We start from the raw sequence: 26,310 nt of genomic DNA, 5'->3' as shown, positions 1-26,310 counted from the left end.
CCACGGGGATTTTAATTATTTATAGTTTGAACTTAATACGGTATCTATATTCAACAAATCCATCCATAAAACAGTTAACGGAGGAGTTTTCGAAGACTTTTTTCTGGATACAAAAAAAGCCCCAAAAGGGGCTTTTCACTAAGAGCATACACCATATTACAAAGCAAATCTTTGTTTATTGATTTTCCAGCTCTACCTTACTAACCAGACTTACTAAAGCGTTTACAGCCTGTTCGGCATCCGCACCTTCAGCACTAATATTGATTTCAGTACCTGTACTGATGGCAAGACTCATAATACCCATGATGCTCTTGGCATTAACCTTTTTGTCATCTTTTTCCACAAAAATCTCAGATGAATATTTATTCGCTTCCTGTACGAACAACGCAGCAGGTCTGGCGTGCAGTCCTGTTTTCAAGCGTACGACTACCGGATGTTTTGACATGTCAGCTTACCCCCTCATCAAATAAATCTGGACACTACTTACTCCATTTTATTTATCACATTATAACATTAACCCAGGACAGACACTAGAAAAAAAACTAAAAAAACTGGGGCTGAAAGCCCCACGGACATTCTTTTTACGGAATCAGGCCATTTTCGCCCCTGATTTTGTCAGCCATCTCATCAATTTTGCGAAGCCGATGATTTACACCCGATTTACTCACGACCCCTTTGAGCATTTCCCCGACTTCTTTTAAATTCAAATCGGGATGAGCGAGCCGAATTTCTGCCACTTCACGCAGTTTATCCGGCAAGGTCTCCAAACCAACTTCCCTCTCCAGCAACTTAATATTCTCAATTTGCCGGACAGCAGCTCCGATCGTCTTGTTCAAATTAGCCGTTTCACAATTGACAATGCGATTTACGGAATTGCGCATATCGCGCATAATGCGTACATCTTCAAATTTGAACAAGGCTTGATGCGCCCCAATGATGCTAAGCAGCTCAATGATCTTCTCGCCTTCCTTGATGTAGAGAATAAAACCTTTTTTTCGCTCAATACAACGAGCATTAAGGTGAAACTCATTCGCAAGATCAACGAGTGCCTGACAATGCTCCTCATACATCGAAGAAATTTCAAGGTGGTAAGACGATCCTTCAGGATTGTTGACAGAGCCACCTGCCATAAAGGCGCCCCGCAAATAAGCCCTCTTACAACAGTTTTTCCGAACGATATCCCGATTAATCCCGTCAGTGAACAAGAAACCTTCTGAGACGATATAAAGATCCTTTAGCAGCTGTTGCACACCATTGGGAATACGGACAATGTACACATTATTTTTTTTCAAGCGCATTTTTTTCCGTACAAGCAGTTCGATATGAAGTTGAAAATGCTTCTTGATCAAGGAGTAAATCCGCCTTGCAATCGCGGCATTTTCTGTGGACACGTCCAATATCACCCTTTTATTCGACAGTTGTACGGATCCGAGCATACGTATGAGCGCAGATAGTTCCGCTTTCTCACAGCAGGAATGGCTTTCAATCATCGTAAGCTCTTTTTTCGTTTGTGCCGCAAAGGACAAGGGACTCACCTCCTTCTTAATATCCAGTTTTGTACCAATTGGTAAATATGCTGGCTCAATTTGTCGGCATCATGCCGTAAATACGTGCGGAACAGAACTAATGTATCTGCCACCACTTTATATCCCCGGTCAGTCAGCTCGCCCATGTCTACTTGAACTGGCTTAGCTCCCTGCTCGGCATACATTTCCTGTACTTGGGGTGGAATTTCTCCGTTATTTACAATGACATAGTCGAAGAGATGGTGCCCTACATGCTCAAAAATAGCTTGCAGGTGATCTCCTACCGTATAGCCATCAGTTTCTCCAGGCTGGGTCATAACGTTACAGACAAATATTTTGATAGCGTCTGATTTTACTACAGCTTCAGCGAGTTTAGGTACAAGCAAATTTGGTAATATGCTGGTATATAGACTGCCGGGGCCAATCAAAATCGCATCAGCCTCATTAATGGCCTCTACAGCCTCAGGCAACGGCTCCACGTGAGTCGGTTCAAGAAAGACGCGTTTGATTCGTCCGCCCGCTTCCGGGATCTTGGACTCTCCGGTAATCACCGTGCCATCCTCCATTTCTGCGCTTAGCACAACGCCTTCCTCGGCTGCCGGCAGCACACGTCCCCGGACAGCAAATACACGACTAAGCTCACGCACCGCCGTTACAAAATCTCCCGATATATCGGTCATCGCTGCTAAAATCAGATTACCCAGGCTATGGCCTGACAATCCTGATCCCGCACCGAAACGGTATTTCAGCATATCTGACATCACTGGTTCCACGTCAGCCAAGGCAGTCAGCACATTGCGAATATCCCCTGGAGGGGGCATCTGCAGCTCACTGCGCAAAATCCCGGAGCTTCCGCCATCATCAGCGACTGTAACAATAGCCGTAATATCTAGCGGCTTTTGCTTTAAGCCCCGCAGCATGACGGACAAGCCGGTTCCGCCGCCCATAACAACAATACGTGGGCGCTCCCGTTGTGATCCGGTCTCTTTCATGATTTCACCTCATTAATGCCGGTCCCGATCAGCATCCCGATGCGAAACAGAAACAGATTCTGTCTCGCTGGCACCCAGCATTTTTCCTAAATACTCCGATATTGCAACAGAACGATGCTTACCGCCAGTACAGCCAATGCCGATAATGACCTGGCTTTTGCCTTCTTTGCGATATTGCGGAATCAAAAAATGTAACATATCCAGCAACTTGGTCAAGAATGCCTGAGTCTCGGGCCATTTCATGACATAATCATATACATCGCTATCCTGTCCCGTGTGGGGACGTAGTTGGTCCACATAGTGGGGATTAGGCAGGAAGCGCACATCGAATATAAGATCGGCATCAATGGGAATACCATACTTGAAGCCAAAAGAAGTAATGTTCACGGAAAGCATACTGCTCTCCAAATGAGAAAATCGTGAAATAATCCTCGCCTTTAAGGTTGCAGGCTTCATCACACTTGTATCAATAACCTGTGTAGCCGAGCTTTTTAATTCTTCCAACATCTTGCGCTCCAACCGAATCCCGTCTAAAGGCATGCCGTCTGGAGCCAGCGGATGACGTCTACGGCTTTCCTTATACCGCTGTACGAGAACGCCATCATTCGCGTTTAAGAATAAAATTTCACAATGAATCGTAAAATGATCTTTAATATAATTCAACGATTCCGACAAGGCAGTGAAAAATTCTCGTCCACGTAAATCAATTACGAGTGCCACCTTGCCTATTTTACCGTTAGACTGCTCAATTAACTCGGCAAATTTGGGAATCAGTACAGGAGGCAAATTATCAACGCAGAAGAAGCCCAAGTCTTCCAGGCTCTGAACCGCAATGGTCTTCCCTGCGCCTGACATCCCCGTAATAATAATGAGCGTTGCCCACGGCGCAGCATTTTTTAGGTTATCTGTCATATGGACTTCCCTCTCCTTTTGCTTCTTCGCTCTATGCCAGTACCCGTATTATCAGTAACCTGTGGATCAGGAACGTAGCAACAAACCTGCTGCCCCAACGATACCTGCGTCATTGCCCAGCACAGCTGGAACAATCGATACCCCTTTTTGAAGGGGCTCAGGTGCCAGCTTGGTGTACACGCGACGCATCTCTTCAAACAAAAAGTCGCCTGCTTTGGAAACACCGCCACCTATAATAAACAACTCTGGATTAAGCACAGCGGCAACTGCTGCCATAGATTTCCCCAAATAAAAAGCAGCACGGTTCACGATACGCAGCGCGACTTCATCCCCGGCTTTGGCAGCATCGAATACTTCTTTGGCAGCAATTTGATCTTCCAGCGCCAGAGAGGTCCGATCGCCACGTTCCACAGCATCCTTGGCCATACGAATAATGCCTGTTGCAGAAGATACGGTTTCCAAACAACCCATTTTGCCGCATCCACACTGAATAGCCTCCAGATCAGGTACGACGCTGATATGGCCAATTTCTCCAGCCATACCCGAGAAACCTTGATATATTTTACCATTAATAATAATGCCACCCCCAACACCTGTTCCCAGGGTATAGCATACGCAATTTTCGATACCTTTGCCTGCTCCGGCCCAAGCTTCGCCAAGCGCGGCAACATTGGCATCATTGTCTATTTTCACAGGCTTGCCGATCCGTTCCTCTAGAAGCGCACGAATCGGTACGTCTCGAAAGCCAATATTGGGTGCGAGGACAATAATACCTTCGCGAACATTCGTAAAACCTGCAACGCCCGCACCGACACCCTTTAGTTGATCCCACTCATAGGGAGATTGCTCAACAATGTGTCGCACATATTTTTCGATATTACCGATGACAACGTCTACACCTTTATCGGTTTCGGTTGGTCCCTCGTATGTGTGCAAAAGCTGTCCGTTTTCATTACAAATGCCGACTTTAATCGCTGTACCGCCCAAATCGACACCCACATAGATACTTTCAGACATGTTCCAAGCCACCTTTATGTTTACTTAAAAACCTGGTATAAAATATATGCTTACAATTCCTACTTCATAATAGTAATCCTACGTTCCAACTATAATTGAAGCCCCCGTTACGGTCAAGGACACTTCCTTGTTGAAAAGTGTACGATTAGCGGAATTTTTAACCACCTGCACCCATAAAAAGGAGAAAGCCTGTGCAAACGCAGCAGGCTTTCTCTTCCTGAATAAAAGATGCAGCATAACAGAGGTTTCCTTCGCTCTCCCGTTAGCCTTTTTGTGTACTATAGACACGCTTTTATTGGTCCAGTGTTTCGCTCCAGTCGTGAACAGCACTGCCTTCGAGATACTTCTCGCAGTCCATAGCCGCCATACAGCCCGTTCCCGCAGCCGTAATAGCTTGACGGTAACGGTTATCCTGTACGTCACCACAGGCAAAAACTCCGGGGATGTTCGTTTCCGTTGTGCCTGGCTTCACTACAATATAGCCGTGTTCATCGGTATGGATTTGTCCGTTCAGGAAACCTGTGTTCGGTGTATGCCCGATGGCTACGAACACGCCATCTACCTCAATCAGCTCATCCTGATTGGTCTCATTATTGTGTACCTTCAAACCTTTTAAGCCAGCTTCTCCCGTCACAACTTCCAGAGGAGTCCGGTTTAATGCCCAATGTACTTTTTCGTTCTCACGCGCACGATCTTGCATAATTTTGGATGCCCGTAACTCATCGCGACGATGGACCAAGGTTACGCTGGAAGCAAAACGAGTCAAGAAACTCGCTTCCTCCATGGCTGAATCGCCACCGCCAACCACGACAATCTTTTTCCCGCGGAAAAAGAAGCCATCGCAAGTTGCGCACGTGCTGACTCCGCGACCTACATTGTCCTGCTCACCCGGAATACCAAGGTATTTAGCGGACGCGCCTGTAGCAATAATGACCGACTCCGCCTCAATGATACCTTTACCCTCTACCTTCACTTTAAAAGGGCGTTTGCTGAAATCTACTTCCTCTACCCATCCGGAAGTAAATTCAGCGCCAAAGCGTTCAGCCTGCTTGCGCATATTATCCATCAGTTCAGGCCCGAGGATACCTTGCTCAAAACCCGGGAAATTTTCAATTTCGGTCGTTGTAGTAAGCTGCCCACCGGGCTGCATCCCTTCAATGATCAGCGGATTCATGTTAGCGCGTGCCAAATAAATAGCCGCTGTGTAGCCTGCAGGACCTGTACCAATAATTATGGATTTATACATACGTTTGTTGCCTCCTTTAAGTGATGTTTGGAGCAGGTCTCAGACCTGCTTTTTAAACGTGGAGAGCGGCTGCTTCAGCTTCTGTTTGATACCACACACGCTGTCAATCTGGCGTGCATAGCGGCTTACGGTCGATACGGAAATACCATAACGATCGGCTACTTCCTGATAGGTGACTGAATGATGATGCATTTTGGCTGTCAAATATTCCAGCGCCGCTGCCCATCCCTCAGTATGCTGAACCATCGGAACTTCCGGGGCAAGCCGATCCAAATACTCCAGCCAAAGCGATTTCAAATCGTGCTGCATGGCCGGATCTGATGGCTTGCTCATGACGGTCAGTACCTTATCCAGCACTGCCTGCCATTGTGGATCAACCGGGGAAGCAGATACATCACCTTCAATTGTATGCGGATCGTTCTCAACCTCCAACTGATCAGAATGTTCCGTTTCCGGGTACATTTTCTGCTCACCCTGCTCCACCAGCTCTTGCAATACTTGCAAGGCACGGCGTTTCAGCTCATCCTCCTGGTCCGGGTCTTCTACGAAGGACTCCAGTGCCTGACGTACCTCATCATCACCGATCAGGCTTAACGCCTGAATGACCTGAAGCTGAGTCGCCCGGTCCCCGTGGCGCAAGGCCCAGAAGAAGGATGACCGGATAAGCGGGTCCTTCTTCATACTGTCAGGCACCTTGTCAGCGCCAAACTTCTCCCACATGCGGAATTGCTCCTCAAACGGGAGATGATAATGATAGCTGAGCACTTGCAGCGGTGTACCCTCCTGCTGGAGTTCCTCCAGTCGGGACAGGAAAAACCGCGGAACTTCCGAGGAAGCATCCTGCTTTTGCAAATGACTCCACAACCGCCGAGCTTCCGCATATCTTCCCGTATTGCTGGCAGCTACCGCCGTGTAATGGTACAAAGAAGCGTCCGCATTGTTCTCTCCATCGCCATGAAGCAACCTGCGGAAATGTCTGTAGGCCTCCTCATGGCGTCCGAGAATCCCCATAGTGGTCGCCAGCTTGAATACCTGCTCCTCCTGAAACGGTATAGTAACCGCCAAAGTCTGCACCAGACGATCCAATTCCGGGCCGCCGCCCTCGTGCTGATAAAAGATCGCCAAGTTGCACAATGCGTGTAAATTACCCGGCTCATCTTCCAGCACTTGAATAATGGTAGCCTTAGCATTTTGGAACAACCCCATGTAGTAATACGCCAGCGCCAGATTATTCCGCGCAGCGAACATATCCGGTTGTTCCTCTGAAATTTGCTTGAGCAACTGGGCTGCCTGAGCAAATTTCCCCTCCTCCAGCAGGACACGAGCCTGATCATGCTCTACTACTCCCTGCCGGGCCTTAATGCGGTTCAGCTTCGTTGGACGGTCCAGCTCATAATAGAGCAGCTCCATCATTTCCTCCGCTTCATCAAGAAACTGGCCTTCTTCGTCCTCCTCCAGGTACGTGACCAATGCTTTCTCCGCTTCTTCAAACTGCTCCATATTAGCGTAATTATTCGCCATATAGAAATAACACTCTGTCATCGACGAGTCTACGTCACTTAGAACAGAGGACAGGATCTCATTCGAACCTGCATAATCCCCCATCTCTGATAATATACCCGCCATATTGCAATGATTCACCGGATTATCCGGTTCATATTCAACGGCTTTGCGAAAATATTTCAATGCCTTGTCATAATGATTGCGATCAAGCGAGCGCACAGCTTTCTCAAAAAAGAAAGATGCGTCGAAACGCAAAGCAATAATTTTAGGGCTAGGTTCCGATACTCGCAGATGTTTCCCTTTCATAAATAACCAAGGCACCTCCTTTAAAAGTAACTGGCATGTTCATACCCTTCAGTATACCACAACTTCAAAACGACTTGACAGTCGATCCTACCTCATTCCAAAAAACGGATACATGCTCGTATACCGATAGATATATATACAAGAATACGCTAAATAGCCGAGCGCTTTTTCCCTGTATAAATAGGGAGCGTTCGGCTAGCCACTGGATATGATACTTAGACCCAATAAACGTAATAATTAAAGCGTCAGCGGCACCAGCAAGCGCTCGCGATGCTGAAATACGGCAAGCTCGCGATAGCCGACTTCATATAGAAGCGCGCGTGCCTTCTCCAAGTGCTCGGACAGCTTCGCCGGATCATGAGCATCCGATCCTACGGTCAGCGGGATGCCTAGCGAAAAAGCTTCTTCCAGCATGCGGCGGCTCGGGAACATCTCGGCACAGGGCTTCGAAAGCCCTGATGCATTCAGCTCCATCGCCCGACCGCTACGGGCAACGGCTGAGAGTGTGGAGCGCTCCAGTTCACGCAGCTCCTCCATTTCCTCCGGCTTCGGATGATAGCCGAAGCGCTTAATGACATCCAGATGACCCATGATGTCATACAAACCGGTAGCTGCCGCCTTGGAAACCGCATCATAATACGTGCGGTACACCTCAAGCACATTTTTGCCTTCCCAATGGTGTACCTGACGGAAGTCCGTGACATCCCATTCACCGAGAAAGTGGACAGAACCAATCACATAATCCCAGGGATACGCGGTGATGATATCTTCGATTTCTCGTTCCCAGCCCTCGATGTAGTCGCCTTCCAAGCCAACACGAATATCAATTTGCCCTTTAAAACGTTCCTTCAGTTCCAAACATTCTTCCACGTAGCGGGGCAGCTCCTCCATAGGCATCGCCATTTCCGGGTAATAGTCAGCCGGTTTTACATGCAGTAGTGGCATGTGATCGGACAAGCCGAGCTGATCCAGCCCCAGCCGAATTCCCTGCTGTACATACTCTTCCAGACTCCCTATGGCATGCCCGCAGCGGGCGTGATGCGTATGATAGTCGATTTTCATGCGACCCTCCCCCTTTCAACACTACAACAACCGTACTAATCACGACGAGGACGTTCATGACGGCGATTCAGCTCAGCCAGCACGTCATCGAGCGGTAGCTTGCGCTCCTGCAACAGCACCAGCAGGTGATAAATCAAATCGCTGACCTCCAGGCGCAGTTCGTCATTATCTTTATTTTTGGCGGCAATGATCGTCTCGGATGCTTCCTCGCCAACCTTTTTCAAGATTTTGTCTACACCTTTATCAAAAAGATAAGTCGTATAGGCCCCTTCAGGACGTGTCTCTTCGCGCTCCTTAATAATGGCCTCCAGCTGAGCAAGTACCTCAAAGCGGTCTGCTGAAGCACTGGAAATATCATCGGTTTGATTTTCTCCTGCATTTCCTGCAACAGGTGCTACAGCCGTTCCTGGCGCGGAAATATCACGAAAAAAGCAGCTCGTTGCTCCTGTATGACAGGCAGGACCACTCGGAATGACACGTACCAACAGGGCATCACCATCACAATCCAGCTGGATGGAGTTAATTTTTTGCGTATTCCCCGAAGTGGCCCCCTTGTGCCACAGCTCCTGTCTAGAACGAGACCAGAACCAGGTCTCTCCCGACTCCAAAGATAGTTTCAGCGACTCGCGGTTCATATAGGCCAGCGTCAGCACCTGAAGCGTAGCATCATCCTGCACAATCGCCGAGACAAGTCCTGCCTCATTCCAGCGTACATTATCCAGTATCTGCTCCAGAGATAGCTGTTGGTTCAATTCGTTGCTCATCGTATCTCCACTCCTCTGCGCTTCAAATCCCGTTTTAGCTCAGGGATTCCTATTTCTTTATAGTGAAAAATCGTTGCTGCTAATCCAGCATCCGCTTTGCCCGCCGTAAACACGTCATAGAAATGCTCCTGTTTGCCTGCACCACCAGAAGCGATAACTGGAATCCCGACGGTATCCGATACCGCGGAAGTCAGTGGCAGGTCAAAGCCGTCCTTGGTTCCGTCCGCATTCATGCTGGTCAGCAGAATCTCACCGGCTCCCAACTGTTCAGCTTCCTTGGCCCAGGCCAAGGCTCGGATACCAGATGGCGTGCGGCCTCCGTGCGTATACACTTCCCACTCGCCCCACGCCTCGTTGTACTTGGCATCAATGGCAACAACGATACATTGTGAGCCAAAGCTGCGCGCACCCTCCGCAATCAGCTGAGGGTTACGGACAGCCGCCGTATTTACGCCGATTTTATCAGCTCCGGCACGCAAAATACGTTTCATATCATCGACATGAGATATCCCGCCACCTACGGTGAAAGGAATGGCAATTTCCCCAGCTGTCTGACGAACTACTTCTTCCATGGTGGCACGCCCTTCAACTGAAGCAGAAATATCCAGAAATACGATTTCATCCGCCCCTTCCCGGTCATAAAGCGCCGCCAATTCCACCGGATCGCCTGCATCGCGTAAGTTCACAAAATTAACGCCCTTAACTACCCTGCCATCCTTTACATCCAAGCAGGGAATAATACGTTTAGCCAGCATGCCTACTCCCCCTATGCCTTTGCTACAGCTTGTACGGCGACCTGTAAATCAATGCTGCCTGTATACAATGCCTTACCCACAATAGCACCGCCTACACCCTCTTTCGCATAGGTGCTCAGCGTGATTAGATCGTCCATCTTGCTGACACCGCCGGAAGCGATCACGGTTCGTCCACTGCTTTTCGCAAGCGCTACGATAGCCTCAACATTCGGGCCCTGCATCATTCCGTCGCGGGAAATGTCTGTGAAAATGAACGTTTCCGCTCCCTTGGAGGCCAACTCAGCAGCCAATTCGTCCGCTCGAACCTCCGAGGTTTCAAGCCATCCGCGCGTGGCCACATAGCCATTCCGTGCATCCAGACCAATGGCGATCCGATCACCGTAAGTACCCAATACCGCTTCCGTAAAAGCACGATCCTCTATCGCTGCCGTACCCAAGATCACGCGGCTCACGCCCAGCGACAACAGTCGCTCTACATGTTCACGTGTACGCAAGCCGCCACCCACTTGTACAGGCACTTGCACCGCAGAAGCGATGCGCCCAATGAGCTCATCGTTCACCGGTTGACCTGCTTTTGCACCATCCAAATCAACCAAGTGAATGTAGGAGCCGCCCAAACGCTCCCATTCTTGGGCAACCTCCACCGGGTTTTCGTTGTATATCGTCTCCTGGTTATAATCTCCTTGTACCAGTCGTACACATTTGCCATTGCGAATATCAATCGCCGGGTATATCGTGAACAAAGTATGACCCCCTTGTGAGCTATTCAACATCTATATGCCTTACATCAATCAACGACCAAAGTTGGAGTACCACCAACTGCAGACTCACGAATCGTTACGCTCGCTTTTCCGCTTCCGCTAGTTCCAAAAACTGACGAAGCAGTTGCATCCCCATTTCCCCGCTTTTCTCTGGATGGAACTGCATGCCATATACGTGGCCTCTGCCCACGATAGCTGTTACGGGCCCGCCATAATCGGTCATCGCCAGCAGGTCACTATCGACCTCTGGCTTGGCATGATAGGAATGCACAAAATACACATGTCCTTCCTCCAAGCCCTGTAGCAACGGGTGATCCGGCTGAGTCATACGCAGACGATTCCAGCCCATATGCGGCACTTTAACCCCCAGATCAGGAGCAAACCGAACGACCTCGCCTGGCAAAATATTAAGCCCTTCGTGGCTGCCGTATTCTTCACCACGAGTGAACAACAGTTGCATTCCTAGACAAACACCGAGCAGTGGTTGTCCCGCGCTTGCAACCTCCTGAATCACCCGATCCAATCCGCTGGAACGCAAATGCTCCATAGCGTCCCCGAATGCCCCTACACCCGGCAAAATCACACCGCTGGAGGAACGAATCACTTGGGCATCTCCCGTTACTACAGCCTCATAGCCAAGACGCTCAACCGCCTTGCTCACACTATGCAGATTGCCTCTGCCGTAATCCACAATGGCAATGGACATGGACTACAGCACTCCCTTCGTTGAAGGAACTCCCGTCACCCGCGGATCAATGGAGGTCGCTTCATCCAGTGCACGTCCCAGTGCCTTGAACACCGCCTCAATCATATGGTGGGTATTTTGCCCGTAGTGAACGATGACGTGTAGCGTCATGCGAGCCTCCAACGCAAATTTCCACAGAAATTCATGCACCAGCTCTGTCGAAAAGCTCCCTACCTGCTGTGATGGATACTCCGCACGATACTCAAAATGGGGTCGGTTACTCAGATCAATGACAACTTGCGCGAGGGCCTCATCCATCGGTACAAAGACGCTGGCATAGCGCTTAATTCCTTTTTTATCACCCAACGCTTCCAGCAAGGTTTGCCCCAGACAAATACCAATGTCCTCCACGGTATGATGATCGTCGATATCAACATCCCCTCTGGCCTGTACATTCAGATCAAATTGTCCGTGCTTGGTGAACAAATCCAGCATGTGATTCAGAAACGGAACATCCGTTTCAATCTCAGCTTGCCCTGTGCCGTCTACTGCAAAAGATAGCTGAATATCCGTTTCGTTCGTCTTTCGGCTGACGCTGCCTGTACGTCCTGTTACGTTATTTTCGTTCCCCATCGCCATCCACCGCCTTCTTTTCATTGTCCAATCGAACTTGTATCGCCCGTGCGTGACCTTCCAGTCCTTCATGGCGGGCAAGCTGCATAATCGTCTCTCCATTGCGCAGTAGCGCTTCCTTGCTGTAGTAGATCATACTCGACTTCTTGATAAAATCATCAATATCCACTGGCGAAGAAAACCGCGCCGTTCCATTCGTCGGGATAATGTGGTTAGGTCCGGCAAAATAATCGCCTACCGGCTCCGAGCTGTACGCTCCCAGGAAAATAGCTCCCGCGTTTTCGATCAGACCTACATGTTCCATCGGCTGCTCTGTCATAATTTCTAAATGTTCCGGTGCCAGTTGGTTTACAATATGGATGCCCTCTTCCAAAGTGTCGACGACAATGATAGCCCCGTATGCCTCTACCGATGCAGCAGCAATATCTCTGCGCGGCAGCTCCACCAATTGGCGTTGTACTTCAACTGATACTTCTTCGGCCAAGCGTTGCGAGGGCGTAACCAGTATGGCTGAGGCCATTTCGTCATGTTCCGCCTGTGAGAGCAGGTCAGCCGCTACATAAGAGGCATTCGCCGTGTCGTCAGCCAACACGACAATTTCACTTGGTCCCGCTATACTGTCGATATCCACCGCGCCGTACACCTCGCGCTTCGCTAGCGCTACATAAATGTTGCCGGGACCGCAAATTTTATCGACTGGTTCAATACTATGTGTTCCGTAAGCGAGAGAGGCAATCGCCTGTGCTCCGCCAACCCTATATATTTCCGTTACACCAGCCTCTGCCGCAGCTACCAGTGTATATGGATCTATCCCTGCCTTGCCGCCTGTCGCCGGGGGTGTCACCATGACAATCTCCGGTACACCAGCCACCTGAGCGGGAATGACATTCATCAGCACCGAGGATGGATAGGCTGCTTTACCGCCCGGAACATACACGCCTACACGTTTCAACGGTCGGATAATTTGGCCGAGCAAGCTACCATCCGGCTGTAAATCCATCCACGAATTACGTTTTTGCTTCATGTGAAAAGCACGGATATTATCCGCCGCCTCTCGAATCGCCTGTAAAAAGGAAGGCTCTACCTTGTCATATGCCGCCTTCAATTCTTCCTCCGTCACACGAAGTTGCTCTGCTATCAGCGATACACCATCAAACGATTGCGTATACCGCAGGACAGCCTCATCCCCCTCTTGGCGTACCGACTGAATAATGGTACGCACAGCCTCATTTTGCTCAGGTGTGCCGTAATCCACCTCCCGTTGGAGACTGAAATCACGGGCTGATACGATCTTCATTTGTCCATTCCCCCTTACTTGCAGCTTGCAGAATGCCCATTAACCATTGGCTTATTCCTTTAGTTCATTTATTCCCGGGGTGCCACCGCATTTGGAATCACCTGATGCAATCGATCACACAATGCCTGAATCGAGCTGTTTTTCATCCGGTAGCTGACCCGATTGGCAATCAGACGACTGGTAATATCCAGTATGCTGATCTGCTCGACCAATCCATTCTCCCGCAAGGTCTGCCCCGTTTCCACCATATCAACAATACGGTCTGCCAGACCAATTAACGGCGCCAGCTCAATGGAGCCATTCAGCTTAATAACCTCCACCTGCTGGCCTTGCTCCCGAAAATACTGGGAAGCCACGTTCGGATATTTGGTAGCGACCCGCTGACGAATACCTGGCTGCCAATCTGGTAAAGCAATCACCGACATCCGGCAACGAGCAATCCCGAGATCCAGCAGTTCATACACATCCTTATTCTCTTCCAGCAAAACATCCTTGCCCACAATGCCGATGTCCGCCGCCCCATACTCCACATACGTAGGAACATCGACGGGCTTCGCCATAATAAATTCCATGCCTAGCTCAGGTAATGGAATGACCAGCTTACGCGTTTCGTCCACATCCAGTGGAATCGGAACCCCCGCCTGGCGAAACAGCTCGGAAGCCTGCTTATAAATCCGTCCCTTTGGCATGGCTACCTTCAACGTTTCCGTCATGGCAATTCTCTCCTTTGTACTGGCTGTCTTCCTTCGGCTGTATAGCTGTATACCTCTGCGTACAGGCCCTGCTGCTCACGACGTCGATCTTCCGTTCCGCCCGTGAGCCCTGTCACTACAGTAAGGCCTATTGCGCGTAGCTGTGCCGCTGCGGATAACGCTTCTTGGCGTCCCTGTGCGTCATAACGGATAAGTACAGGAAGCTTCGTCTCCATTTGGATACCATCCACACCATCGACGATCCGGTTTGTCTTCAATGCAAATCCCGTTGCAGGTACGGATCGACCAAACTGCTGAAGCAGATTGTCATAGCGGCCTCCGTTGCATACCGGGAACCCAATCTCCGCCGCATAGCCCTCAAAAGTCATTCCTGTATAATATGAAAAATCTCCGATCATGGTAAGGTCGATTAACACATGCTCAGATACGCCGTAAGCCTCCAGTACTTCCCACACCTCGCACAAATGTGCAATGGATCGAATCGTCTGCTGCTCCACACTAAGACGGGTAGCCTGGTCACAAATTTCTTTTCCACCACGCAACCGAAGAATAGCTTCCAGCTTATCCCGATGTTCGGGAGCCAAGCCCAAAGCTTCAATCGCTGTTCGGTAGCCCACTACATCACGACTGAGCAACAGTTCCTTTAGCGCTTGTTGTTCAGCCTGACGTCCGGGAATGATTTCCTCAAATAATCCGTTCAGGAATCCTACATGCCCCATGGCAATTTTAAAAGAGGTCACCCCTGCTGCCTGTAATGATGCAATTGCCAATGCTACAACTTCTGCATCAGCCTCAGGCGAATCATCACCCACCAGCTCCACACCCGTCTGAAAAAACTCTGCTTCTCTTCCTGCTTCTTCCTCAATCGCCCGAAATACATTTGCGTGATAGGAAAGTCGGAGCGGTACTTCCTCTTCCTTTAGCAACGAAGATACCACCCGTGCAATCGGAGCGGTCATATCCGATCGCAGCACCAATGTGGTTCCCCGGTTATTGAGCAATTTAAACAGCTTCCGATCGGAAGTAGAACTAGCCACTCCCACCGTATCGTAGTATTCCATCGTAGGCGTCATAATCTGGCGGTAACCCCAACGCTCCATGCATTCGAGTACATTCAGTTCAATGGCCCGCAGCTTCGACACTGCACGCGGAAGATAATCTCGAACCCCTACAGGGATCTCAAATCCTTTTGGCTTAGACATCTCTATCACCTCATGATTTCACAATATCTTTATCATGGTAAAGTGCTAACAAACTAAAGTATATTCGATATATTATCATGCCCTACTTGTGAACGTCAACCGAACGGCGCAGCCCTTTTTTACGGATTCGCCAAGTGGCTACCCCTCTCTATATTTTATCCAATGCAAAATACATGAATCCTATATGAAAAACATCTATCAACGTATTCTCCGGAGCAAGACCGCGCTTACGGTAATTTTTGTGCATATAGAGTTGTTCAGCTCCGCTGAAAATTTGTAAATTCTATAGTCTAAAAAAAGACTGCCAGCCTTAAGCTAACAGTCCAAATCAAAATATTTAGCTATTTACCTGTTTATCTTTACTCCGGGAAGGAAACTTCGGAACCGTGCCCAAACCGATCCATGCAAATGGTACATATCGAAAACACAACGTCACAATCAGCCATGAGCCAAACAGCGCCAACAACCATCCACCCGCAACAGAGAAGATATATTCTACCGGCGTTCCTTGGAAATCCAACTTGCGATACACCCGCAATAACGCTGGGTGAAGTAAATAAATGCCGAATGAGCATGCCCCCAGCCAACTGATTAACATTCGCAGCCTATCGTTAGTATGACGATATAATAAGACCGAGAACTGAAACAGCACCAGCGCAGAGACGAGGGCATATGCATTATGGAGCAGTTCATAGATCAGCGAGTCTGCATAGATGGCTTTGCGATATGCTACAAACCAGATTTGTACATATGCTATACCTAGGAGTAGCCAAGCCACCCACAAGCCCCACCAACTGATCAACTGACTGCGACTAATTGCCGTACCTGACACCGGTAAAAGCCACTTTTTAAACCCTTCATATCCAATTGCTACAGCTGCACCCAAGGCAAAATAACTGATATACGTAATCGCAAGACTTCCTCTTTCCTCTTGCCAAACGTATTTGTTCAGCAATACAAACCCCCATTGAATGACTAACCCTACTATCAAAATGACAAAGGCTGCTCTCCGTGGACTCGATATCGAATGGCGTAAACGCTGCACTCCCCACAGCAACAGCGGAAAGACCAAATAAAATTGGATGATGATGATGACATAATACAAATGCGTGTACGCCTTTCCCGTTAACAGCACGAGCGGAAGATCACTGAGCGGCATCAACCCGCGTGTTACCAAGGTCAAATAATACACAAGAGAAAACAAAACGTACGGTAACACAATAAACATCAGTCTTTTTCGGAAAAATATAAGCATTTTCTTACCACGAAGCGGCCTATCGACATAATTGTAAAATAAAACAAACCCGCTCACAAAAATAAATACGGGCACTGCAAAGCTACTAAACACATTTAAAAATAAAAAAGGATAAAACAATAGAGAATGACGCGCATCAATTAAAGCCATTGAAGTCGCATGAATGGTAACAACGGCTGCAATTAATATTCCCCGGTAAATATCAAGCTCTGGTATACGTTCTTTTTTGACCAAATCAACACGCTCCCATATCGCCTTGCAAATATGTCTGTTATCAATTTTTAAACATAATTAACATCATTACCCCATTTATTATACAGAAAAACAACGCAAGAAAGACCCCTTAATACATAAGGGGCCTTTCTTATTGTGCTATTTACTGCTCATCCACACCAGAGCGTCTTAAATCACGCAACGGATTGCCACCCACAAATGCACCTGCGGGCACGTCTTTATGCACGACGGCTCCGGCCGCTACGATAGCTCCGTCACCGATGGTCACACCCGGCAAAATGGTTGTGTTGGCGCCGATCAACACATGATCCCCAATCACCACTTTACCGATACGATACTCCTCTATGAGGTATTCGTGAGCCAGTATCGTCGTGTTATATCCAATGACCGAATTGTTCCCTATCGTAATATGCTCCGGAAAAAAAACATCCACCATCACCATCAGGCCGAAGGCCGCATGTTGCCCCACCTTCATCCCCAGCATTCTGCGGTAAATGACGTTTTTCAGAGAAAGCACAGGACAATACCGGGCAATCTGTATAAAAATAAAGTTCTTAATGCCTTTCCAGCGGCTCACCGTCCGATAAATCTGCCACAACGCATTGGGACCTTCTACAGGATAGCGGTTCACCTTTCTCACGATACATTGACACCTTGAAGCTCCAGCTTCAGCAAATCTCGCATATCATGCAACATGTAGTCCGGCCCATATCTGTGCAGAGTTTCCTCGCCCTTGAGCGACCAAGCTACACCCGCCGATTTCACACCTGCTGCCTGAGCTGACAAAATATCAAAAGAACTGTCTCCGACCATCAATGTGTGTTCTGCTTCAGCATTCAAACCTGCCAAGGCCTTAAGCACTGGCTCAGCGTGTGGCTTTGGATGCTCCACATCGTCTACCGTCACAATATAGTCCATAGAGGAAGTCAGATTGAACAGATTAAGTACACGTATCGTAGATGGTCGTATTTTTGTTGTCACAACCCCCAGCTTAATTCCTCTCGCACGCAACTCCTGAATAACCTCAATGACATATGGAAATGGCTTCACCATTTGATCATGATGAATCTGATTATAAGCACGGTAGTCCTTAACTAACCCAGATACATCCGTTAATCCCGAAAAAGTACGGAGTTGATCGTCCAGCGTTCCACCCATATGAGGAATAATATGCTCCCGCGTCAGCGGATCAGCATCCGGATGATTCAAAATGTGTAGAAATGTGCTGATAATCAACTCATTCGTATCCATGATGGTGCCGTCTAAATCAAACAAAATCGTATTTATCATAGATGCTCCTTCTTGTCCTCGTCCGTGTCTTCCTTAGGTAGCTTATCCGCCGTAGCTGTTGGAGGAACCGCGTCCTGTCCTGGACGGGATACCTGTTCTGGCGTCATGTCAGGTACCTGATCAATCCCCGCTTTGCTGGAGATAATCGGATCGCTATACCGAGCAACAGATGTGCCCTTCCGGCGACGAAGCAAAATGAAAATCACGGCAGCTACCACAATGAAAATAGGCAGCAATTGCGAGATCCGTACATTACCGTAACTCGGGTCCAGATGCCCTGGTTCAAACCCTAACCACACCATAGGAGACCACAAAGCATTCACAAAGGAAGCCAGCCAATCTGGTCCCTGAAAAGCCAAACTATCCGTCCGTACACGCTCGATGAAAAAACGGCCAATCGAGTACCAAATGAAGTAAAACGCGAACATTTCGCCTGCACGTATAAATTTCATACGACGAATGACGAGCAGCAAAATCACACCTACAATACTCCACAGTGATTCATATAAAAATGTAGGGTGATGGAACACCCCGTTAACGTTCATCTGATTCACAATGAAGTCCGGCAGATGGAGTTGATTTCGCAAAAAAGTCTCTTCCGTCGGTCCACCGTAGGCTTCCTGATTGACAAAATTACCCCAGCGTCCAATCGCTTGACCGATCAGTAGGCCTGGTGCACAAATATCAGCAATACGCCAGAAGTTATACCCTTTATACCGGAAATAAATGACCGCACATATAATGGCCCCGATCAAGGCACCGTATATCGCAATACCGCCATTCCAAATTTTAAAAACATCCCATAAATTATCTCTGTAGTCTTCCCATTTGAAGGCTACATAATAAATACGCGCTCCAATAATAGCTGATGGAACCCCCAGAAGCAGCATATCCATAAAAAAGTCCTGCGGAATACCGAATCTTTTTCCTTCACGGATGGCGAGATATAAACCCACAAGCGCCGCCAGCCCCAAAATAAGCCCATACCAGTGGACCTTGATTGCCCCGATTGAAAAAGCGATCGGATTCAGCAGTAATGTTGCCGTTGACATATGTTTCTCTCACTCCTCGTTCTTCCTTGCAAACGAACAAATCTTAATCCATCTCTTCCATATCTTCAGAAATTGTAGCAGTCAGCTTGTTGGTAAATTGCAGAGCTGCATTAACGCCCATTTGTTTCAAACGATAGTTCATTGCCGCCACCTCGATAATAACAGCCAAGTTTCGGCCCGGACGAACTGGGATCGTAACCAGTGGAACATCTGTATCAATAATGCGTGTCGTTTCCTCATCAAGACCAAGACGGTCATACTGCTTGTCCTGCTGCCATGCCTCCAGACGCACAACCAATGTAATCCGTTTGTTATTACGAACTGCACCGGCCCCAAACAGCGTCATCACATTAATAATGCCCACGCCACGAATTTCCAACAGGTGACGTATCAGCTCAGGTGCTGTACCATGCAGCTGAAAATCGGACGTTTGCCGAATTTCTACCGCATCATCTGCTACCAAGCGATGTCCACGTTTAACAAGTTCCAGTGCCGTTTCACTTTTACCAATTCCGCTACTTCCTGTGATAAGCATTCCCACACCGTACACGTCACACAGTACACCATGAATGGTCGCCGTAGGAGCCAGCTTTCTTTCGAGAAAGCCTGTGATGCGGCTTGATAAAATCGTCGTCGCCATATTAGTGCGCAGTACAGGAATATCTCGCTCTGCGCTCGCCTCCACTAACTCAGCCGGTACCTCCAGACCACGTGTGATAATAATGCATGGAGTCAGCTCTGTACACAGACGCTCCATCCGATCCCGTCGCTCCTCAGGAGGCAGCATCCCCAGAAAAGCCAACTCAGACCTTCCCAGAAGCTGTACCCGCTCCTGTGTATGATATTCAAAATACCCGGCCATCTCCAGACCTGGGCGATTCAAATCATCCACTGTGATCAGTCTTCGCAGACCTTTTTCACCAGAAATAACTTCCATTTGAAACTGCTGTACAAGCTCGGATACCTTTACCTGTTTAGCCATTGTATTCTCCCCTTCATCTGCAACACCGGATTCTATACGTCATTTGATTTATGTAGCTTTACCCTATTAACCATACAGCCCAACGCCAGTCTATGCTGCACTGCACCAATCCACACTCCACTTGATTTAACACTATGGTTCCAGGCTAACTCTCTTCCGAAGCTGGATTGATCCCATCTAGGACCCTTGCCAACGAACCTGGCCTGCATCTAGACCTGTACCATTGTACCCATCGTATCGGAATTTTCCAATGAATGCAATGCCGAAGCTAGTAGCCGTATGCGATATACAAAAAGAGTCGCAGTTCTCCGCTTGGGGAAAACTGCGACTCTCTTCCAGAGGCAAATTTTATTCGCCAACCAGAATACTCAATTCCGATTCCTTATCAAAAATATGAACCTTGTTCATATCAACAGCCAATTTCGCTTTGACACCATCACGAGTATTGGAACGTCCGTCTACACGGGCAATAATCGTATCATTTCCGGCACCGCTCAGGTACAACAGCATTTCATGACCGAGATTTTCCGTTACATCCACAGTGGATGTAAAGATCGTATTCGGAGAAGCCTCCAAGAATACAGGCTCTTCATGAATATCCTCAGGACGGATACCCAAGATCACATCTCTGCCGATATAGCCTTTCGCTTTTAAAATCTGTCCTTTACCTTCTGGTACGAACAGATCCAGACCCGGCGCAGTAAAATGCAATGCACCTTCTTTTTCAACCAGCTGACCTGTGATAAAGTTCATCGTAGGAGAGCCGATAAAACCAGCAACGAACAGATTCACTGGACGGTTGTACAGTTCATCTGGGGATGCAGCTTGTTGGATAATACCATCCTTCATAACTACAATCCGGTCACCCATCGTCATGGCTTCGACCTGGTCATGGGTTACGTAGATAACGGTCGTTTCCAGACGCTTAGCCAGCTTCGTGATTTCCGCACGCATCTGACCACGCAGCTTGGCATCCAAGTTGGACAGTGGCTCATCCATCAAGAACACTTGCGGGTCACGCACAATCGCACGTCCCAAGGCAACACGCTGGCGTTGACCACCTGATAACGCTTTCGGCTTGCGGTCCAACAGATGCTCAATATCAAGGATTTTAGCCGCTTCACGTACACGCTTGTCAATTTCTTCTTTCTTCACCTTACGGAGCTTCAGACCAAAAGCCATGTTTTGGTATACATTCATATGCGGATACAAGGCATAGGATTGGAATACCATCGCGATATCGCGGTCCTTTGGAGCCACGTCGTTCACAACACGATCTCCAATGTACAATTTACCGTCTGAAATTTCCTCCAGACCAGCGATCATACGGAGCGTAGTAGATTTACCACAACCGGAAGGACCAACCAATACGAGAAACTCTTTATCTTGAATGTCCAAATTGACATCAACAACCGTAGCTTTATCTGCACCCGGATATTTTTTGAAAATATGCTCTAAACGTACACCAGCCATAGCTTTTGCCTCCCTAAGATCAAGTTATGAAATCGAATACATTTCTTACTTGTATCTTACCCTAGTCCACGTAGCGTGGCTATTCGCAAACTGCACAAAAATGCTATTTCCTTTTTGTCACTTTGTACAATAGGAGATAGAGCTTGACCAAAACCGCATCATTAAACGTCCGCACGTCCAATCCGGTCTCCTGTTTGATCTTGTCCAAACGGTAAATTAACGTATTTCGATGCACATACAGACGCTTAGCTGTCTCACTCACATTACAATCCAATTGAAAAAAGATATCTAATGTAGCCATCGTTTCTGAGTCTTCCAGTATGACAGATGATTTCATTACCTGCTCTAAAAATAGTACGCGTTGTTCCTTGGGAATGCGGTTTAATAGCCTTTCTAAATGAAGCTCCCATGAAAAGTGGATGTGCTCTGTTACATGAAAAATCTTGCCCAGATGTATCGTCTCCCATAACAAATTCAGCTCTTGGGGAAGACTTTGCAAAGGGATCGAAGGCTTAGAAACCGCCAAATGGAATACACCCACCCACTCATTCGCAATAAGCTCATATAGGCCCAAGCTAAAAGCTGTAAGAACCTCCTCCAGCGATTCCGTAAAATCTGCATCCCTGGACTCAGTGTCTTTATCCCGTTCATCGTCCGCTCCTAATAAAAGCTCCTTTTTAGCCATAATCAGCCAAGACTGTTCGTCCAATGGAGCAAGCAGCACATCCCCTCCAAAATAGCTCGCGAACAATCGATGGAGCTGCGTATAAGTAATAGCCCCCTCCTGTGTTCCCTCGCCATTCAGTAAAATCGGAACCATACACGCTGATAGCGAATCACGAAGCTGCAATTCATCAGGAACCTCTTCTTCCCTGCTTAGATTGGCAGCCTGCTGTATAAGCCATTGTCCAAAACGATTCATCCGCTCTTCCTCGCTATAAATCGGGTTGTCCGACAATTGTGGACCGTTCTGCCAGACCTGCTCCATGTTCCCCAATAGCGCTTCAACCAGTTTACGTTCTCGATCCGTCAAATATCTGGCCTCTACCACAAAGGCAGCCAGTTCACCTGCCGACGCACGAAACGGAAAATATAACTTGTTGTCACGAACAAACGATCTATCCGGAATAACTGAATCGGCTGTCTCTCCTTCTGCCATCATTTCCGGGCACCATGGCACTATGGTAAAAGGCGCTTGAATAATATTCTGAAGCTGTTGCTGAATCCATTCTGTATCCAGAGTCACGCGATCACCACTTCACTTTTTTTAGAATATAGAATAAGCACTAAGCGAACATAATGAACTCATTATAACCTGTCGATACCGTAAAATAAAAAAGCTATATAAAAACATAACTTAAAACAATACAAAAAAAGCCATCAACCTATAGTTGATGACTTCTGATGAGCCATGAAGGACTCGAACCTTCGACACCCTGATTAAAAGTCAGGTGCTCTACCAACTGAGCTAATGGCTCGTAAAACTGGTGGAGGATGATGGATTCGAACCACCGAACCCGTAAGGGAGCAGATTTACAGTCTGATGCGTTTGGCCACTTCGCTAATCCTCCATATAAAGGTGGCTCGGGACGGAATCGAACCGCCGACACGAGGATTTTCAGTCCTCTGCTCTACCGACTGAGCTACCGAGCCATACCCATTAACAAAAAAATAAAGTGCGGAGGGATACCCCTTCCCACTTTAGTACGTAAAAACTATTGAATTGAAAAATGGCGGAACTGACGGGATTCGAACCCGCGATCTCCTGCGTGACAGGCAGGCATGTTAGGCCTCTACACCACAGTTCCCTAGATTTTTCAAAATTCAAAAATGGTGCCGGCGAGAGGACTTGAACCCCCAACCTACTGATTACAAGTCAGTTGCTCTACCAGTTGAGCTACACCGGCACAATGGTGGAGGCTGAGGGGATCGAACCCCCGACCCTCTGCTTGTAAGGCAGATGCTCTCCCAGCTGAGCTAAGCCTCCTGGGTATGTATGGTAGCGGCGGAGGGGATCGAACCCCCGACCTCACGGGTATGAACCGTACGCTCTAGCCAGCTGAGCTACACCGCCATAACATAATATTTCGCTAGCTTGTCCTAAATGGCGGAGAGAGAGGGATTCGAACCCTCGCACCACTTTCGCAGTCTAACCCCTTAGCAGAGGGTCCCCTTATAGCCACTTGGGTATCTCTCCATATAAATGGACTCGCTTAGCAAAACTCCGCAAGTTATTCTGTATCTCACCAAAGTGATTTGGAATATCAAGCGCAATTTCAAGGTTACACCCTGAAAACTGGATCCGAAACTCATTTGCGTTTTATTTAGGATAAGCCCTCGACCGATTAGTATTGGTCAGCTCCATGCATTACTGCACTTCCACCCCCAACCTATCTACCTCGTCGTCTTCAAGGGGTCTTACTAATTGGGAAATCTCATCTTGAGGGGGGCTTCACGCTTAGATGCTTTCAGCGCTTATCCCTTCCGTACATAGCTACCCAGCGGTGCTCCTGGCGGAACAACTGGTACACCAGCGGTACGTCCATCCCGGTCCTCTCGTACTAAGGACAGCTCCTCTCAAATTTCCTACGCCCACGACAGATAGGGACCGAACTGTCTCACGACGTTCTGAACCCAGCTCGCGTACCGCTTTAATGGGCGAACAGCCCAACCCTTGGGACCTACTTCAGCCCCAGGATGCGATGAGCCGACATCGAGGTGCCAAACCTCCCCGTCGATGTGGACTCTTGGGGGAGATAAGCCTGTTATCCCCAGGGTAGCTTTTATCCGTTGAGCGATGGCCCTTCCATGCGGTACCACCGGATCACTAAGCCCGACTTTCGTCCCTGCTCGACTTGTAGGTCTCGCAGTCAAGCTCCCTTCTGCCTTTGCACTCTTCGAATGATTTCCAACCATTCTGAGGGAACCTTGGGGCGCCTCCGTTACTCTTTAGGAGGCGACCGCCCCAGTCAAACTGCCCACCTGACACTGTCCTCGCACCGGATCACGGTACCAAGTTAGAACCTAGATACGATCAGGGTGGTATCCCAAGGATGCCTCCCTTCAAGCTGGCGCTCAAAGTTCAACGGCTCCCACCTATCCTGTACAGATCGTACCCAAATTCAATATCAAGCTGCAGTAAAGCTCCATGGGGTCTTTCCGTCTTGTCGCGGGTAACCTGCATCTTCACAGGTATTAAAATTTCACCGGATCTCTCGTTGAGACAGCGCCCAAGTCGTTACGCCATTCGTGCGGGTCAGAATTTACCTGACAAGGAATTTCGCTACCTTAGGACCGTTATAGTTACGGCCGCCGTTTACTGGGGCTTCGGTTCATAGCTTCGCCCCGAAGGGCTTACCACTCCCCTTAACCTTCCAGCACCGGGCAGGCGTCAGCCCGTATACTTCGCCTTGCGGCTTCGCACAGACCTGTGTTTTTGCTAAACAGTCGCTTGGGCCTTTTCACTGCGGCCCCCTCGGGCTATTCACCCTACCGAGGCACCCCTTCTCCCGAAGTTACGGGGTCATTTTGCCGAGTTCCTTAACGAGAGTTCTTCCGCGCGCCTTAGAATTCTCTTCTCGCCTACCTGTGTCGGTTTGCGGTACGGGCACCTTCTCCTGGCTAGAGGCTTTTCTTGGCAGTCTGAGATTATGACCTTCGCTACTACAATTTTCGCTCCCCATCACAGCCCAGCCTTACGATGTGCGGATTTGCCTACACACCAGCCTCACTGCTTAGACGGACATCCATCAGTCCGCGTCACTACCCTACTGCGTCACCCCATTGCTCATAACGGATTACGGTGGTACAGGAATTTCGACCTGTTGTCCTTCGACTACGCCTATCGGCCTCGCCTTAGGTCCCGACTTACCCTGAGCGGACGAACCTTCCTCAGGAACCCTTAGGCTTTCGGCGGATCTGATTCTCACAGATCTTTTCGTTACTCATACCGGCATTCTCACTTGAATGCAGTCCAGCGCTCCTTACGGTACACCTTCAACCCGCATTCAACGCTCCCCTACCCCTGATGCAAGCATCAAGCCATAGCTTCGGTGGTGTGTTTAGCCCCGTTACATTTTCGGCGCAGAGTCACTCGACCAGTGAGCTATTACGCACTCTTTCAATGGTGGCTGCTTCTAAGCCAACATCCTGGTTGTCTGTGCAACTCCACATCCTTTCCCACTTAACACACACTTGGGGACCTTAGCTGATGGTCTGGGCTGTTTCCCTTTCGACAATGGATCTTAGCACTCACTGTCTGACTCCCGGAACTAAATCTATGGCATTCGGAGTTTGACTGAGCTTGGTAACCCTTGCGGGCCCCGCACCCAATCAGTGCTCTACCTCCACGATTCTTTTTTCCGAGGCTAGCCCTAAAGCTATTTCGGGGAGAACCAGCTATCTCCGGGTTCGATTGGAATTTCTCCGCTACCCCCACCTCATCCCCGCATTTTTCAACATGCGTGGGTTCGGGCCTCCAGTGCGTGTTACCGCACCTTCACCCTGGACAGGGGTAGATCACCCGGTTTCGGGTCTACGTCCACGTACTCATTCGCCCTATTCAGACTCGCTTTCGCTGCGGCTTCAGCTCTTCACCTTAACCTTGCACGGGAACGTAACTCGCCGGTTCATTCTACAAAAGGCACGCCA

General features: G+C 48.6%; 23 protein-coding genes, 8 tRNA genes and 1 rRNA gene (1 of these 32 cut by a window edge). All 32 read right to left on the bottom strand.

The features are described 5' to 3' along the window. Positions 1 to 175: 175 nt before the first annotated feature. Positions 176 to 445, bottom strand: a complete 270-nt coding sequence (locus KAI36_RS00935) for an HPr family phosphocarrier protein (RefSeq protein ID WP_013308257.1) — start codon at positions 443 to 445, stop codon at positions 176 to 178. Positions 446 to 581: 136 nt separating this feature from the next. Next, positions 582 to 1,526 carry a DNA-binding protein WhiA gene (whiA, locus tag KAI36_RS00930; RefSeq protein ID WP_220026625.1) on the bottom strand — a complete coding sequence of 315 codons (945 nt, stop codon included), beginning with the start codon at positions 1,524 to 1,526 and terminating at the stop codon, positions 582 to 584. A 5-nt stretch (positions 1,527 to 1,531) separates the two neighbouring features. Beyond that, positions 1,532 to 2,518 (bottom strand): gluconeogenesis factor YvcK family protein, encoded by a 987-nt coding sequence (locus tag KAI36_RS00925; RefSeq protein ID WP_023986485.1) that lies wholly within the window; start codon positions 2,516 to 2,518, stop codon positions 1,532 to 1,534. 12 nt (positions 2,519 to 2,530) lie between these two features. After that, positions 2,531 to 3,430 carry an RNase adapter RapZ gene (gene rapZ / locus KAI36_RS00920; RefSeq protein WP_013308254.1) on the bottom strand — a complete coding sequence of 300 codons (900 nt, stop codon included), beginning with the start codon at positions 3,428 to 3,430 and terminating at the stop codon, positions 2,531 to 2,533. A 66-nt stretch (positions 3,431 to 3,496) separates the two neighbouring features. After that, entirely contained in the window at positions 3,497 to 4,447 is a 951-nt protein-coding gene (locus KAI36_RS00915; protein WP_071639085.1) for an ROK family glucokinase, read from the bottom strand. 292 nt (positions 4,448 to 4,739) lie between these two features. Further along, entirely contained in the window at positions 4,740 to 5,693 is a 954-nt protein-coding gene (gene trxB / locus KAI36_RS00910; protein ID WP_013308252.1) for a thioredoxin-disulfide reductase, read from the bottom strand. A 39-nt stretch (positions 5,694 to 5,732) separates the two neighbouring features. Continuing rightward, positions 5,733 to 7,502, bottom strand: a complete 1,770-nt coding sequence (locus KAI36_RS00905; RefSeq protein ID WP_220026624.1) for a tetratricopeptide repeat protein — start codon at positions 7,500 to 7,502, stop codon at positions 5,733 to 5,735. A 237-nt stretch (positions 7,503 to 7,739) separates the two neighbouring features. After that, the gene (gene hisJ, locus KAI36_RS00900) at positions 7,740 to 8,564 is read right to left on the bottom strand and encodes a histidinol-phosphatase HisJ (RefSeq protein WP_220026623.1); all 825 of its coding nucleotides are present in this window, start codon (positions 8,562 to 8,564) and stop codon (positions 7,740 to 7,742) included. A 35-nt stretch (positions 8,565 to 8,599) separates the two neighbouring features. Further along, positions 8,600 to 9,328 carry a bifunctional phosphoribosyl-AMP cyclohydrolase/phosphoribosyl-ATP diphosphatase HisIE gene (gene hisIE, locus KAI36_RS00895; RefSeq protein WP_220026621.1) on the bottom strand — a complete coding sequence of 243 codons (729 nt, stop codon included), beginning with the start codon at positions 9,326 to 9,328 and terminating at the stop codon, positions 8,600 to 8,602. Continuing rightward, positions 9,325 to 10,083 carry an imidazole glycerol phosphate synthase subunit HisF gene (hisF, locus tag KAI36_RS00890; RefSeq protein WP_013308248.1) on the bottom strand — a complete coding sequence of 253 codons (759 nt, stop codon included), beginning with the start codon at positions 10,081 to 10,083 and terminating at the stop codon, positions 9,325 to 9,327. The genes hisIE and hisF overlap by 4 nt, the downstream gene beginning before the upstream one ends. Positions 10,084 to 10,094: 11 nt before the next feature. Then, a complete protein-coding gene (gene hisA / locus KAI36_RS00885; RefSeq protein ID WP_013308247.1) occupies positions 10,095 to 10,826 on the bottom strand; it encodes a 1-(5-phosphoribosyl)-5-[(5-phosphoribosylamino)methylideneamino]imidazole-4-carboxamide isomerase in 732 nt (243 codons plus the stop codon). Positions 10,827 to 10,920: 94 nt separating this feature from the next. Next, on the bottom strand, positions 10,921 to 11,550 hold the full coding sequence (gene hisH, locus KAI36_RS00880; protein ID WP_220026620.1) for an imidazole glycerol phosphate synthase subunit HisH: 630 nt from the start codon (positions 11,548 to 11,550) through the stop codon (positions 10,921 to 10,923). 3 nt (positions 11,551 to 11,553) lie between these two features. Beyond that, entirely contained in the window at positions 11,554 to 12,162 is a 609-nt protein-coding gene (gene hisB, locus KAI36_RS00875) for an imidazoleglycerol-phosphate dehydratase HisB (RefSeq protein WP_013308245.1), read from the bottom strand. Then, complete coding sequence (gene hisD, locus KAI36_RS00870; protein ID WP_220026619.1) at positions 12,146 to 13,459, bottom strand: histidinol dehydrogenase; 1,314 nt, start codon at positions 13,457 to 13,459, stop codon at positions 12,146 to 12,148. Before hisD ends, hisB begins: the two co-directional genes overlap by 17 nt. Before the next feature lie 68 nt (positions 13,460 to 13,527). Continuing rightward, positions 13,528 to 14,172, bottom strand: coding sequence for an ATP phosphoribosyltransferase (gene hisG, locus KAI36_RS00865; protein ID WP_029519011.1), 645 nt, complete (start codon positions 14,170 to 14,172; stop codon positions 13,528 to 13,530). After that, complete coding sequence (locus KAI36_RS00860; protein ID WP_220026618.1) at positions 14,169 to 15,374, bottom strand: ATP phosphoribosyltransferase regulatory subunit; 1,206 nt, start codon at positions 15,372 to 15,374, stop codon at positions 14,169 to 14,171. The genes hisG and KAI36_RS00860 overlap by 4 nt, the downstream gene beginning before the upstream one ends. 337 nt (positions 15,375 to 15,711) lie before the next feature. Further along, entirely contained in the window at positions 15,712 to 16,863 is a 1,152-nt protein-coding gene (locus KAI36_RS00855; RefSeq protein WP_220026616.1) for an acyltransferase, read from the bottom strand. Positions 16,864 to 17,005: 142 nt separating this feature from the next. Beyond that, on the bottom strand, positions 17,006 to 17,503 hold the full coding sequence (locus tag KAI36_RS00850) for an acyltransferase (protein WP_220026614.1): 498 nt from the start codon (positions 17,501 to 17,503) through the stop codon (positions 17,006 to 17,008). Beyond that, on the bottom strand, positions 17,500 to 18,153 hold the full coding sequence (gene ppaX, locus KAI36_RS00845; protein WP_220026613.1) for a pyrophosphatase PpaX: 654 nt from the start codon (positions 18,151 to 18,153) through the stop codon (positions 17,500 to 17,502). The genes KAI36_RS00850 and ppaX overlap by 4 nt, the downstream gene beginning before the upstream one ends. Then, entirely contained in the window at positions 18,150 to 19,205 is a 1,056-nt protein-coding gene (lgt, locus tag KAI36_RS00840; RefSeq protein ID WP_220026612.1) for a prolipoprotein diacylglyceryl transferase, read from the bottom strand. The genes ppaX and lgt overlap by 4 nt, the downstream gene beginning before the upstream one ends. Positions 19,206 to 19,248: 43 nt before the next feature. Beyond that, entirely contained in the window at positions 19,249 to 20,187 is a 939-nt protein-coding gene (gene hprK / locus KAI36_RS00835) for an HPr(Ser) kinase/phosphatase (protein WP_013308232.1), read from the bottom strand. A gap of 348 nt (positions 20,188 to 20,535) precedes the next feature. Next, positions 20,536 to 21,660, bottom strand: a complete 1,125-nt coding sequence (locus KAI36_RS00830) for an ABC transporter ATP-binding protein (protein ID WP_220026611.1) — start codon at positions 21,658 to 21,660, stop codon at positions 20,536 to 20,538. A 103-nt stretch (positions 21,661 to 21,763) separates the two neighbouring features. Beyond that, positions 21,764 to 22,906: a PucR family transcriptional regulator gene (locus KAI36_RS00825; RefSeq protein ID WP_220026610.1), complete on the bottom strand. Its 1,143-nt coding sequence runs from the start codon at positions 22,904 to 22,906 to the stop codon at positions 21,764 to 21,766. A 159-nt stretch (positions 22,907 to 23,065) separates the two neighbouring features. Beyond that, positions 23,066 to 23,138 (bottom strand) — tRNA-Lys (locus tag KAI36_RS00820). A gap of 7 nt (positions 23,139 to 23,145) precedes the next feature. Next, a tRNA-Tyr gene (locus KAI36_RS00815) sits at positions 23,146 to 23,231 on the bottom strand. A gap of 9 nt (positions 23,232 to 23,240) precedes the next feature. Further along, positions 23,241 to 23,313, bottom strand: a tRNA-Phe gene (locus tag KAI36_RS00810). Between the two features lie 78 nt (positions 23,314 to 23,391). Next, positions 23,392 to 23,468, bottom strand: a tRNA-Asp gene (locus KAI36_RS00805). A gap of 23 nt (positions 23,469 to 23,491) precedes the next feature. Beyond that, positions 23,492 to 23,567: transfer RNA gene (locus tag KAI36_RS00800), tRNA-Thr, on the bottom strand. Between the two features lie 4 nt (positions 23,568 to 23,571). Further along, a tRNA-Val gene (locus KAI36_RS00795) sits at positions 23,572 to 23,647 on the bottom strand. A gap of 10 nt (positions 23,648 to 23,657) precedes the next feature. Continuing rightward, positions 23,658 to 23,734 (bottom strand) — tRNA-Met (locus KAI36_RS00790). Positions 23,735 to 23,765: 31 nt separating this feature from the next. Beyond that, positions 23,766 to 23,857, bottom strand: a tRNA-Ser gene (locus KAI36_RS00785). Positions 23,858 to 23,985: 128 nt separating this feature from the next. Next, positions 23,986 to 26,310: ribosomal RNA gene (locus KAI36_RS00780) — 23S ribosomal RNA — on the bottom strand; it runs 602 nt beyond the window's last position.

The sequence above is a fragment of the Paenibacillus sp. S02 genome, from assembly GCF_019454065.1.
GTDB lineage: Bacteria > Bacillota > Bacilli > Paenibacillales > Paenibacillaceae > Paenibacillus > Paenibacillus polymyxa_B.
The sequence above is the reverse complement of the archived record's forward strand: the minus strand, read 5'-3'. Positions and strand labels throughout refer to the sequence as shown.